The following is a 12,215-nucleotide window of genomic DNA, read 5'->3' as shown; positions in this document are numbered from 1 at the left end:
CAGACGTTCGAACAGGGCGATGATTGGGTAGTATGTCTGTACGAGGTCGGGTCTGAGGGGACCGACCGTCCGCAGCGGGAGGGGGGTGGGGGTCGTGCATCGGTTCACGTCGATGTCGGAGCGGCTGGCCGAGTGGCGTGGCCTGCTCCCCGGCCTCGACCTCGCCGCGATGGACGACGACGAGCGGCTCGCGCTGCTCCGTGAGCTCGAGCTGACGACGCGGTCCTTGTCAGCCGTCGCGGTGCAGGTCCAGGTGGGTTTCTCCACCTCGCAGGTGGCCCGGCAGATCGAGCAGGGCGTGGCGCCCTCCCGCGCCGGCAGGGCCGTCCCCGACGACCTGGCGACCGCCCGGATGACCTCGCCGTACTGGGGGTCGCGGGAGCTGACCAGTGCCAAGGCCCTCGTGGTCGAGATGCCCTGCACTCTCGCGGCCCTGGCGAGGAGGACCATCGACGACTACCAGGCCCGGGCGATCACCGAGGCCACCGCGTGCCTGTCCCCCGAGCTCCGGACCGAGGTCGACCGGAGGCTCGCGGACGCCCTGGACGGGGCGTCCACCCGGGAGATGGTCGCGACGGCGCGCGGTCTGGTCTACGAGGTGGACCCCCAGGGGTATGTCGATCGCGCGCGCAGGGCGGTCAAGGACCGCGGTGTGATGATCCGCCCGTGCCCCGACGTGATGGGGTTGCTCTCGGCACGACTGCCTGCTCCCGAGGCGATCGCCTGCTACAGCGCGTTGAGGACGCACGCCACGTCGATGCAGGCGGCGGGTGATCCCCGCACGCTGCAGCAGCTGATGGCGGACGAGCTCTTCTCGCGCCTGACCGGCCGGTCTGTCGTCGACGGCATCGACGTGGAGGTCGGGCTCGTGATCACCGATGCCGCCCCCTTCGGTGGGACGTCGGACGCGGCCGACCTCGTCGGCTACGGACCCGTCCCGGCCGAGACCGCCCGTGATCTGCTCCGGCCCCGGGCCGAGGCGGCTGAGGACCCCGTGCCCCCGCAGGGATCGTGCGACAGGTCCTCCTCCCCCGACGGGCCGGACTGCGCCGACACGGCCGTCTGCCCCGACGGCGCGAGGTGCACCGACTTCGCCTGCTCGATGCTCCACGGGGTCGTGCCTGACGTCTCCGCGCACGCCACGTGGCAAGCCGCCACCGACACCGACACCGACGCCGCCACCGACACCCGCACAGGCTCGGCCACCGACACCGACACCCGCACAGGCTCGGCCACCGACACCGACACAGACACAGACACAGACACAGACACCGACACGGTCGTCGCGGCCAAGGTCTGGCTGCGGCGACTGTTCGCGGACCCCGCGACGGGCCGCCTGCTCACCAGGGACACGCGGAGGCGGTTCTTCACCGGGGCCCTGCGCGACCTGGTGATCGCTCGTGACCAGACCTGCCGCCACGCCTGGTGCGGGGCCCCCATCCGTCACGTCGACCACATCCAGCGCTTCGCCGACGACGGAGCGACCGACGACGACAACGGTCAGGGCCTCTGCGCCCGCTGCAACCTGGCGCGGGAGCATCCCCGTCAGCTCAGACCTCCTCCGGAGAGCTACCGGCCTCCCCCGCCCGTGCTCCCGGTCTTCCGCCGGGCCTCGTGAGACCGCCGCGGCGTCTTCTCCGGTCCTGCGTGGCGCGCCGCCCCGCCACCGATGACTCACCTGTCCGGCGCCGGGGCGAGCGCTTAGAGTCAGGGTCATGTCCTCCGAGCCCCTCGACCCCGTCGACCGTCCGCACAGCAGTCGCGGTCGCCTGCGTCGGTCCGGCCGCTCGATGCTCCGCGTCGGCTTGCTCCTGCTCGCCATCTCCCTGGTCGTCACCCTCGTCGCGGGCCTGGCCACCCGGTCGCTCCTCAACCACCTCACCTCGAACTCCAGCGAGCTCCTCGACGGCACGGCGACGGTGGACCTCGACGCGGAGACGACCCGTTCGCTCTACGTGACCGGGGGGCTGGTGGCGCCGGGTGAGGTCCTCCCCACCCCGGTGGAGGAGATCACCTGCACCGTGGCCGGTCCCTCCGGGGACGTGCCGGTGAGCCACCTCAAGGACGAGGACCGCCGCGTCGGCGTCGACAACCCGCTCGCACGCTTCCAGGTGGTCGGGACCTTCCGCACCTCGGCTGCCGGCGCCCACCAGATCGACTGCTCCGGGCTGGGAGTCGTCGTGGCCCCCGAGGTCAGCCCCGCATCAGCCCTGATGCGGCTGGGCGGTCTCATGCTCGGCAGCCTGGGCGTCTTCGGCGGGTTCACGCTCGCGCTCATCGGCGGCATCCTCAGCCTCGTCGTCCGGCACGGCATCGAGGACGACGAGGAGGACGAGGCGGACGTCGCCGGGCCACCGTCGGAGGGGGCCGAGGAGTGGTGGGAGGAGGAGAACGCCCAGGCGGCCGCCGAGCAGGCCGGCAGCGAGGTCGACGGCGACGTCGACAGCGAACCTCCGCCTGCCGCGCCCATGGACGCGACCGAGGACGAGGACGAGGTCGTCCATCTGTCCGACGAGGAGCTGGCAGCCCTGTCGGAGCAGGAGATCGCTGACCTGCTCCGGTCCGGCGCGCTGGTGTACGTCGACGAGGACGGCAACGTCATCGAACCGGCCGACACCTCCTCGTCCGGGGACGAGCGGGACGACACCTACCGCTGAGGCCACCCAGGGCCGGGCGCGCCCGGCCCGGCGCGACGGCATACCGTGGGTTCATGAGCTCCTACGCCTACGGACCGTCGGCCCAGGTACCCCAGCGCCGCAGCGGCATGCGCACCGCCGGGAAGTGGATGTTCCTGATCGGCCTCCTCCTCTCGCTCATCACCGCCGGGGTGATGATCTGGGGCGGGAGCCAGGCGTTCCGGGCCTTCAGCGCCATGGAGAACGACCTGATCCCGGTGGAGGGGACGACCACGGTCTCCATGCCGGAGCGCAGCATCAGGGCGATCGTCAGCTCGTCCGCGGAGGAGCCGCAGTGCACCGTGACCGATCCGGACGGGGTGTCGGTGCCGACCACACCCGACCAGGCCGTGAGCGACCTGGCGGCGGGCGAGCAGTACCGCGTCGTCGGCACCATCACCGCCGCGGAGGCGGGTGACTACACGGTCGAGTGCTCCGGTGGGGCCGCCCAGGTCACCGGCGCCCTGCCTGCGTCGGGCGTCATCGGCATCACCGCGGCGGCGCTGGGGGCCCTGGCCCTCGTGCCGCTGGGCATCATCACGCTGCTCGGGCTGATCCTCTGGCTGGTGGGCCGCAGCCGCGACCGCAAGGCAGCCCTGGCTCCCGGCGTCGGCTACCGGCAGGGGCAGCCCGTCGGGTACGGGCAGTCCCAGGGCTACGGCGAGGGACAGCAGGGCTACGGGCAGTCCCAGACCCAGGGACAGCGCGGCTACGGCCAGGGCCAGGGAGCCGGCCAGGAGCCGCACGACCCCTGGGCACCGCCCCCGCCTCCCGGCGAGCGCCGCACGGGCGACGGCCCGACCGACGAGACGCGCTGAGGACGCCGACGCCCCCGGCTGGTCCGCCTAGCGGTTCCCGCTGCCCTCGTCCTCCGAGCGTTCCTCCGCGTCCGCCTCGGCCGCGGCCGCCTGACGGCGCTGCGTGACGGGCGTCCCCGCCAGGTGCTGGTCGAAGCTCACCTCGACCCCCTGGTAGTCCTTGATGGCGGTCGCGGCCGTCGTCTCCTGGTAGGCCCGCACGTCGGCAGGCGTGAGCGACACCGACCGCGTGAACGGCCCGAGCAGCGCTCGCGGCCACAGCTTCTTGACCCGCACCACGTTCACCTCGACCGCGAGCACGACGATCTGGGCCGCCACGAAGATGAACCCGATCAGCCCCAGGACGAACGCGAACACCCCGTAGGTGTCGCCCGCCTCCCTGACGATCTGGTTGGCGTAGGTGATCCCGAAGCGTTGCAGCAGCAGCCACCCCACGGCCGCGACGAGAGCACCGGGTAGCACCTGCGTCCACCGCAGCCGGAAGGTGGTTCCCAGCCACATCCCGAGGCTGAAGACGAGTACGGCGACGACGAAGCTGAACACCACGACGAGGTAGGGCACCGCCCGCTGGAGGGTCACGCCATACGCCCCCGCGCTCGTGGCCAGGACCGTTCCGACCGTGGTACCGAGCAGCATCAGCCCGGCCACCGCGATGAGCGGCAGCGCCCGGATCGGGGACCGGAGCGGGTCCGGCCGCGAGTGCCGCGGCACCGCCCAGCAGATGTTCATCATGTGCAGGGTCGCCTGCGAGGCGCGGATCGCCCCCCACACGGCCACCAGCCCGCCGATCACCACCGCCGTCGTGCTGCCGCCGAACCCCTCGTCGCCCAGCTGCGAACCGATGACGGGGAACTGGCTGACCGCGGTCTCCAGGATCCGCTCCCGCAGCTCCGGCTGGTCGTCCAGCACGAAACCCAGCCCCGAGGTCAGCAGCAGCAGGAGTGGGAAGAGCGCCAGGAAGCCGTAGTAGGTGATCAGCACCGAGAGGTAGACGCCGTGGTCGTCGATGAACTTGTAGACCACCGCCACCGGGAAGCCGAGCCACGGGTGGCGCTGCTGCAGCTCCTCGAGCCTGAGCAGGACGGTCTTCACCGGAACGCCCGCTCCGCCGCAGCATGGCTGTTCACCGGACTGGCGCAAGGCCCGACCGGGATGTTCAGGGACAGCGGTGGCGGCACGGCGCCTTCCTCTCAGAAGAGCTCACGGTGGTTGCGCAGGTGCTCAACCGAATCCTCCACGCTACCGAGGCCGTAGGTCCGCAGCAGGTCGGCGAGCGCCGGGTGGTGCGGAGCGAGCCGCTCGGCCGCGTCCCGCAGGTCGGAGCCGGACGCGACGGCCCGCAGCAGGCTGCGCACGGTCTCGGCTCCCGCCAGGTCAGGGTCGGAGTCGTCCATTACCGGAGCGTCGGCTGCAGGGCGCAGGTCGTGGCGCGTCGTCGTCCAGGGCTGGGTGGACTCCCTCACCTGGGCGAGGAGAGTCTCCAGGTCGTCCGTGGCCACTCGGCCGGCGGTGACCTCATCGTGCAGCTGCAGGAGCGCCTCCAGCCGACGCAGGACGGACGGGTTGCCGATCTTGATGCGGTGTCCGGAACCGAGCTGGGAGAGCATGGGGGGAGACATGCCCACCGTCCGCGCCAGACCCGCCTGGGACAGGCCCAGCTCGGAGGTGAGCCGCGCGAACAGGTCAGCCAGCGGCTCGCCATACAGATCGATCTGCTCGGCGACGTTGCGCGCCACGTCCGACATGCCGACACCCTTCGCTTGACTTCGCGATTGCAAACGCACTATGTTTGCCATCACAAACACTACCTGATCTGAGGGGAACGTTCATGCTGCTCCGGCTGACCCGATCCGTGGCGCTCGCCACCGCGCTGCTCCTGACGCCCCATGCTGCTGTCGGCGCGCCGATCGCTGCCCAACCCACCGACGGGGTCGGCGACGCGTCGATGCTTCTCCTGCTGGACGCCTCCCGCTCGATGGAGGACGCGGACGCCGAGGGTGAGCCCAAGATCGACGCCGCCCGCGCCGCCCTGAATGAGCTCATCGACGGCCTCGACCCGGCGCAGTCGGTCGGCCTGCGCGTCTTCGGCGGCTCGGTGGCCCTCGACCAGCCGGCCAAGGACAAGTGCACCGACAGCGAGCTGGTCGTGCCGATCGGAACCGACAACGCCGACGCCCTGTCCACCGCGGTCGAGGACTACTCCCCCCTCGGCGAGACGCCGATCGCCCACGCCCTGCAGGAGGCAGCCCAGGATCTGGGAGAGGTGGGCAACCGCACCATCGTGCTCGTCTCCGACGGCATCGCCACCTGTGACCCTGACCCCTGCGAGGTCGCCGAGCAGCTCACGGCAGACGGCCTCGACCTGGTGGTCCACACCGTCGGCCTCGGCGCCGACGAGCAGACCCGTGGCCAGCTGCAGTGCATCGCCGAGGCTGGCGGAGGCAAGTACTACGACGCCACCGACGCGGCGTCGCTCACCGCCGTCCTCACCCGGGTGAGCAGCCGCGCCTTCCGTCCCTTCACGGTCCAGGGCACCCCCGTCTCGGGAACGACCGACGCGACGGGCGGGCCCGACCTCACGCCTGGGGGTCAGTACACGGACACCTTCGGGGTGCCGGGACAGCCGAAGTCCTACACGATCCGTCGCTCGGTGCCGGGGACCGAGATCTGGGTGGGGGCCTCGGGACAGCCGAGTAGCGGTAGGACGGCCATGGCCGAGTTGCAGCTGGCGACGACCGACGGCCGCAGGTGTGCGTCCAACCGCTTCTACGCCGGGACAGACGTGTCCGGCGCCTCGATCATGTCCGACAGTGTGCAGATCCCGGCTGCCGGGCCAGGACCCGAGGAACCTGACGACTGCCAGAGCGCCCTCGAGCTGCGGTTGTCGATCACGACCGTTGAGCCTTACGGGGCCACGGAGGGCGTCCCCTTCGAGCTGCTGGTCGGCGAAACACCGGTCCTGGCGCAGGCAGCCATCCCCGAGGTCGCGAGCCTCCCCGAGTGGACACCGATGGAGCCGAGCGGTCAGCCGCAGGAGATCGTGCCCGGTACGTCGTTCAACGACGCCGCTCCCGTCACCCCGGGAACGACGTACGCCGTCGACGCGATGCCTGGGGAGGTGCTGTTCTTCAGCGTCCCGGCATCCTTGGGGCAGGCGGTCCAGATGCAGGTGGACAGCGATCCTGCCCAGATGAGCGAGGCGCAGCTGGAGAGCCTGGGGTCCGTGGGCCGGCTGCTGGTGCGCGACATCTACACCCCCTACCGTGGGACCATCCTCAACCTCCTGTCGACCGAGGCCGTCGGTGAGCTGGACGGGGACGGCAACATGATCGTCTCGCCCAAGCGCCCGGCCTCCGGGGCCTCCAGCAGCGGTCAGATCACCTTCAGCAACCGGGGACGCTCCGAGAAGCCCGCCACCGAGGGCGACTACTACCTGTCGCTGGCCTACGCCCCCGACGACTCGGGGACCCCGATCCCCCTGACGCTGACGATCGACGTGGTCGGCGAGGCGGTCCCCGCCCCGCTCACCCTCGACGGCGGTGCCCCGGACCAGTCGGCGTCGACCTCCGCCCCGCCCGTGGACTTGCAGGACGAGGCCGTCGAGCCCACCGCCTCCTCGACGCCGGTGCCCCCGCCGGCTGCATCGACCCCGCCGCCGGCCGCCGACCCGGGTGGTATGCCGTGGGCCTGGCTCCTCGGGGGCGCCGGGGTCCTCGTGGCCGCCGCCGGCGCCGCCCTCCTCGCCACCCGCGCCGGCCGGCGTGGCACGCAGGTCTGAGGGCGACCCGCCCACCCTCCGGGGAGCGCAGCATCGTGGCCCCGTCGACGGGGAGGGGGCTCAGCCCGGCAGGAGGACCGCAGCCAGGATCATCAGAAGGCCGAGCGCGAGCAGGAGCAGGCCGGCCCGTGCCCGTGCGCTGACGGGACCCTGTCCCGAGGTGGTGGTGGCGGGCGTCGACCTCGAGTCACGTTCAGGCGCGGCGCCCCTCCTCGCCCTCCGCTCGGGACTGGTCCCCTGCGGGCCGGTGGGCACGGGGCCGGTCTCGTCCCAACCCTCCGGCAGCTCGGGCAGCTGGTCGAAGACCTCCACGGAGTGTGGCCCCAGCTCCCCGGCCGAGGTGGCCACCAGCCCGGTGCCGGCCAGGTCGCGCCGGGCCGCGGCTGCGGTGACCGGGCGGTCCTGCGGGTCGGGCGAGACCAGCCCGAGCACGAGCTTCGACAGCTCGACAGGAACACCCGCCGCCACCAGTGCGGCCTCCACGTCGGCGCCAAGGCCATCCGCCGCCAGAACCGCCCCGTCGGCCGCCTCACCCGCCCCGTCGGCCGCCTCACCCGCCCCGCTTCCCTCGTGGCGGCCCGGGCGCTGCGCCGTGAGGAGCTCGGCGGCCGTCAGTCCGGCACCGTAGAGATCCGCCCGCGGGTCCGGCTCCCATCCCGGTTCGAGGGACTCGGGCGCGGCATAGCCCAGGGTGCCGATCCGGTGGCTCACGTGTGTCAACCGCGGCTGGTCGACAGCGGTGGCGATCCCGAAGTCGGCCAGGCGGGCACGAGGCAGATCGGAGCCGGTCGCGTCCAGGAGCAGGTTGCCCGGCTTGACGTCCCGGTGCACCAGCCCCTGGGCGTGGATCACCTCCAGCGCCGCCAGGAGCTGGTCGAGCAGCGTGGCCACCCAGGCGGCCGGGAGCGGCCCGTGATCCCCGACGAGCGTGGCCGCCGACCCACCCTGCACGACCGGCATCGCGAGGAGCACGCGCTCGTCCTCACCCGCCCAGCCGAGCGGGGTCAGCACGTGCGGGTGCTCGATGCGCACCGCCTGCTCGCGGACGAAGCGCTGCAAGGAGGCCGCGTCCACCTGACGCATGACCTTGCCCGCGACGTAGCGCGCCGCCCGGTGGTCCCAGACCCGCCACACCACCCCGGCGCCGCCGTCGCCGAGCGGGTCCACCAGCTCGTAACGGCCCGCGAAGATCTCTCCCACGCGGTCACCCTATGCAGGAGCCAGCGCTTCGCCTAGGGCGAGTCGACGCCCCCGTTCACATGCAGCGTCTCGCCGACGACGTAGGAGCTCTCGGGCGAGGCGAGGAAGACGTAGGCCGGCGCGAGCTCGACCGGCTGCCCGGCACGGCCCAGCGGCTGGCCCTTGCCGAACTCCGGCAGGTCCTCCTTGGGCTGCCCGTCGACGACCTGCAGCGGCGTCCAGATCGGGCCGGGGGCCACGATGTTGACCCGGACCCCCTTCGGCGCCAGCTGCTTGGCCAGCCCCTTGCCGAAGTTGTTCATGGCCGCCTTGGTCATCGCGTAGTCCAGCAGCGTCTCGCTCGGGCTGTAGGCCTGGATGGAGGACGTGAGGATGATCGAGGACCCGGCCGGGAGGTGCTTCACTGCGGCGCGGCAGGTCCAGAACATCGCGTAGATGTTGGTCCGCACCGTGTCGTCGAACTGCTCGTCCGTGATGTCCTCGATCGACTCCTGCGCGACCTGCCGGCCGGCGTTGACCACCAGCACGTCGAGGCCGCCCAGGCCATCGACCGCCTCGGCCACGACCAGGTCGCACGCCTCGCGGTCCCGCACGTCCGCGGGGATCCGCACGCACCGTCGCCCGGCGGCCTCGACCAGCTCGGCGATCCTGGCCGCGTCCTCCTCCTCGTCCGGGAGGTAGTTGATCGCCACGTCCGCACCCTCCCGGGCGAAGGCGATCGCGACGGCGCCCCCGATCCCGGAGTCACCCCCGGTGACGAGCGCCTTGCGACCCTGGAGCCGGCCGGTCCCCCGGTAGGAGGTCTCGCCACGGTCCGACCGCGGCTCCAGCTCGGCGTCGAGCCCCGGCTTGGGCTGGTCCTGCTCCGGCGGGGTGATGTCGGGGTGACGGGTGGTGGGGTCGTCGAAGGTCAGCTGGTCGCGCTGCTCGGATGTCATGGCCCCAGCCCACCACGGAGGCTGCCGACCCGCAGCGCGGCGGGCCACCGGCTTCCCGTGCGGGGCTCGCCGCTCCCCTGCCCGCGGCTGTCCTCGACGGGCCGCGGCTGCTCGCGACTGCTCCCGGCTCACGGCGACCGCCCTTGCGGGTGGGGCAGAATGAGGAGCCACGACCGGACGGAGCCCCATGCCCGACACAGGCGACCGTGACTCGCTTCCCACCCCGCAGGACCTGCGCCGCACGCTGGACGACCACACCCCCTTCCTCGACGCGCCGGCCCTGCCGGACGTGGTGCGCGTGCGGGTCCGCCGCGCCGTGCGCACGACCGCCGACCTGCTCGACGTGCCCCAGGACGGGGCGACGGTCCACGACGGGGTGCGCGAGGCCGCCGCCCGCTCGATCGCCTGGCTCGCCGAGTCCGTGGGTGCCTTCACGCGGCTGCCGCCGAGCTTCGCGCACTCGCACGCCCTCGAGGACCGGCACGCCCCGCTGCTGGAGCTGGTGGACCACCTCGACCTGCTCGGCCTGACCCTGGACCGCGTCTACGACGCCTGCGCCCGCGGGGCCGAGGACGACCTCCGGACCCAGCTCGACCTGCTGCGGGACACCTTCACGGGGCACACCGACCCCACCGACATCGTCGGTCGCACGGACATCACCCCCGACCAGCTCGACCACGCCACCGTCGAGCGCAAGGGGCTCGAGGTGGGCGAGGACGGCATACCCCGCCTGCCGGTCCCCGAGCAGCCCGCCTCCCCTCCCCCCGGCCACGACCACGACCTCGACCACGACCGCGAGAGCAGGGTGACCACGTGAGGAGCAGGTATGCCGTCGCGCCCGTCCCACCGGCGGCGCCCGGGATGGTCCCCGAGGACGGCGCGACCGACCACTACCTCTCCGAGCTGGCGCGGTGGCGGATCCACCGCGACCACGAGCTCCGCGCCCTCGACGCGCTCACCCGCACGCACGCAGACCGCGAGGACCTCAACGCCGACATCACCTTCTCGATGACGCTGTGGCACTCGATCGTGCAGCGCCACGACCTGCTCCTGTCCACCTGGCAGGACACCAAGGAGGGCACGGGGCAGCAAGAGTGGGTCGCCCGGCTGATCTGGGGCGTCCTGGAGCTGCCCGACGGCGACGGGCAGGCGCTCGCGATCGCGCTCCCGGAGGCCCTGCGGCTCTCCGACGCGCTGGCGGCCTCGCTGCGCGCCCGGGTCCGCGGCGACGACGAGCTGCCGCTGGAGGAGCGCCTGTCCGCCACGCAGCAGGACCTCCTCCGCGTGCGCGCCGGCGTGGAGTCGGCGGACCCCGCGGTGGGTGGCCGCCTCACGGAACGGCTGGTGGCGGCCGAGGAGCTGGCCGCCGAGCTGACCCCGACCTCCGACGACGCGCTCGGCCGCCTGGGTCAGCTCGAGTCCGCGACCGCGCTCCTCGAGCGAGACCTGATCATCGCCGGGACCAGCGCAGTGCACGCGCGCGCCGACGCCGGGCAGGCGCAGGACGAGCGGGACCACCTCGTCGCCCGGGGTGAGGCCGTCCGCAGCCTGGCCGAGCGGGTCCTCAACACCCTCCGGCCCGCCCCGCGGCTGGGCATCCCCGACGTCACGGCGCTCGGCGAGGTCCCGACGGACGAGAACGACCTCGCGGCCTACGTGGCCAACCTGGAGCGGGTCGGCCGGGCCCTGGACCAGGCGCACACGACCTACGCCGCCGCGCTCGCGGAGTATGCCGATCTCGTGGACCGGGCCGAGCGGCTGGGCCGGACGCTCGCCGGCTGCGGCGCCCCCACCAGCGTCGACCTGGCCGGGATGCTCACCGCGACGAAGCAGTCGTTGCACAACCGCCCGGCCGACATCCAGCGGGCGTCGGCGCTCGTGGCGTCCCAGGAGGCCTACCTGGGCCAGCTCAGGCCGGACGCGTGAGCGCCGCGGAGGCGCCGGGGAGCGGCGGGCGGACCGAGCCGGCACGCCCGGTCGGCGCGGAGGGCGAGGCGCACGAGGCGTCGGCCGTCGAGTGCCCCCGGTGCCACGCCGTCAACGCCGAGGGCGTGCCGTTCTGCGGGGCCTGCGGCCACGACTTCGTCACGGGGTCGGAACCGCTCGGACCGGGGACGGACGATCCGGGGCGTGCGGCGGCCCCGCCGACGTCGATGCAGGCGATGGAGCCGCACGAGGCCTACGTCGACCCCTCGTTCGCCACCGCCGACCTACCCCCCGCCTCGGCCCTGAACACCCCTGACCTGGACCCCGGCCAGCTGCCCGACCGTCCGGCGGTGCCGCCGCCCACGCCCCCGCAGGCGGCCGCCGAGCGCGTCGGTCACGACCCGGTGCAGCACCTGCCCCCGTCCCGACGGGCGCCGGAGGAGTGGGTCGCGGAGGTGTGGGTGGACCACGTGTGGGCCGCGACCCGCGGCAGCGGTCAGCCCGTGCCGGAGGCCAACGTCCCCGAGGTCGTGCCCCTGACCTCCCACCACGTGGTCGTGGGGCGGACCAACGTCGAGCGCGGTCTGCACCCGGACCTCGACGCCGGCACCGACATGGGGGTCTCGGTGCGGCACGCCCAGCTCACGAGCGACGGCGAGCGCTGGTGGGTCGAGGACCTCGACACCTCCAACGGCACCTTCGTCGGCACCGTGGGCGAACCCCTCCCGGAGGAGCCGCTCGCCCAGGGGGAGCGGGTGCGCATCGACGAGGACGACCGGGTCTACCTCGGCGGGTGGACGAGGATGGTCCTGCGACGGGCCAGGTGAGACCGGGCATGCCGCGGCCCGCCCCCTCCTGGGGGCGGGCCGCGGTGTCTAAC

Annotated in this window: 11 protein-coding genes; 7 read left to right on the top strand and 4 right to left on the bottom strand. The window is 73.0% G+C overall.

The genetic code is table 11. The features are described 5' to 3' along the window. Nucleotides 1-94: 94 nt before the first annotated feature. The 3 genes from D4B81_RS00265 to D4B81_RS18375 all read left to right on the top strand — a co-directional run bounded on the left by D4B81_RS00265 (nt 95) and on the right by D4B81_RS18375 (nt 3,493). The gene (locus tag D4B81_RS00265; protein WP_161964932.1) at nt 95-1,618 is read left to right on the top strand and encodes an HNH endonuclease; all 1,524 of its coding nucleotides are present in this window, start codon (nt 95-97) and stop codon (nt 1,616-1,618) included. A 97-nt stretch (nt 1,619-1,715) separates the two neighbouring features. Next, the gene (locus D4B81_RS00260) at nt 1,716-2,657 is read left to right on the top strand and encodes a hypothetical protein (protein ID WP_122260548.1); all 942 of its coding nucleotides are present in this window, start codon (nt 1,716-1,718) and stop codon (nt 2,655-2,657) included. A gap of 53 nt (nt 2,658-2,710) precedes the next feature. Continuing rightward, nucleotides 2,711-3,493: a hypothetical protein gene (locus D4B81_RS18375; RefSeq protein ID WP_202613509.1), complete on the top strand. Its 783-nt coding sequence runs from the start codon at nt 2,711-2,713 to the stop codon at nt 3,491-3,493. A gap of 27 nt (nt 3,494-3,520) precedes the next feature. Here D4B81_RS18375 and D4B81_RS00250 read toward each other — a convergent pair whose 3' ends face one another. Beyond that, nucleotides 3,521-4,585, bottom strand: coding sequence for a YihY/virulence factor BrkB family protein (locus D4B81_RS00250; protein ID WP_161964931.1), 1,065 nt, complete (start codon nt 4,583-4,585; stop codon nt 3,521-3,523). Nucleotides 4,586-4,683: 98 nt separating this feature from the next. Next, a complete protein-coding gene (locus tag D4B81_RS00245) occupies nt 4,684-5,238 on the bottom strand; it encodes a helix-turn-helix domain-containing protein (RefSeq protein WP_122260546.1) in 555 nt (184 codons plus the stop codon). Nucleotides 5,239-5,321: 83 nt separating this feature from the next. Between D4B81_RS00245 and D4B81_RS00240 the strand changes: the two genes are divergently transcribed. Further along, complete coding sequence (locus D4B81_RS00240) at nt 5,322-7,271, top strand: vWA domain-containing protein (protein WP_122260545.1); 1,950 nt, start codon at nt 5,322-5,324, stop codon at nt 7,269-7,271. A gap of 60 nt (nt 7,272-7,331) precedes the next feature. Here D4B81_RS00240 and D4B81_RS00235 read toward each other — a convergent pair whose 3' ends face one another. Together D4B81_RS00235 and D4B81_RS00230 are read right to left on the bottom strand one after the other, a co-directional pair. Continuing rightward, nucleotides 7,332-8,471, bottom strand: a complete 1,140-nt coding sequence (locus tag D4B81_RS00235; RefSeq protein WP_202613508.1) for a serine/threonine-protein kinase — start codon at nt 8,469-8,471, stop codon at nt 7,332-7,334. 32 nt (nt 8,472-8,503) lie between these two features. After that, a complete protein-coding gene (locus D4B81_RS00230; protein WP_122260544.1) occupies nt 8,504-9,409 on the bottom strand; it encodes an SDR family oxidoreductase in 906 nt (301 codons plus the stop codon). A 187-nt stretch (nt 9,410-9,596) separates the two neighbouring features. Between D4B81_RS00230 and D4B81_RS00225 the strand changes: the two genes are divergently transcribed. Genes D4B81_RS00225 through D4B81_RS00215 form a run of 3 tightly spaced genes read left to right on the top strand, consistent with a single transcriptional unit; the run spans nt 9,597 to nt 12,162 of the window. Beyond that, complete coding sequence (locus tag D4B81_RS00225) at nt 9,597-10,226, top strand: hypothetical protein (protein WP_122260543.1); 630 nt, start codon at nt 9,597-9,599, stop codon at nt 10,224-10,226. Next, entirely contained in the window at nt 10,223-11,335 is a 1,113-nt protein-coding gene (locus tag D4B81_RS00220) for a hypothetical protein (RefSeq protein ID WP_161964930.1), read from the top strand. Before D4B81_RS00225 ends, D4B81_RS00220 begins: the two co-directional genes overlap by 4 nt. Then, complete coding sequence (locus D4B81_RS00215; RefSeq protein ID WP_237565715.1) at nt 11,332-12,162, top strand: FHA domain-containing protein; 831 nt, start codon at nt 11,332-11,334, stop codon at nt 12,160-12,162. Before D4B81_RS00220 ends, D4B81_RS00215 begins: the two co-directional genes overlap by 4 nt. The last annotated feature ends 53 nt before the right edge of the window (nt 12,163-12,215 follow it).

The sequence above is a fragment of the Ornithinimicrobium cerasi genome, assembly GCF_003702705.1.
In the GTDB taxonomy this organism is placed as follows: Bacteria; Actinomycetota; Actinomycetes; order Actinomycetales; family Dermatophilaceae; genus Ornithinicoccus; species Ornithinicoccus cerasi.
The sequence above is the reverse complement of the archived record's forward strand: the minus strand, read 5'-3'. Positions and strand labels throughout refer to the sequence as shown.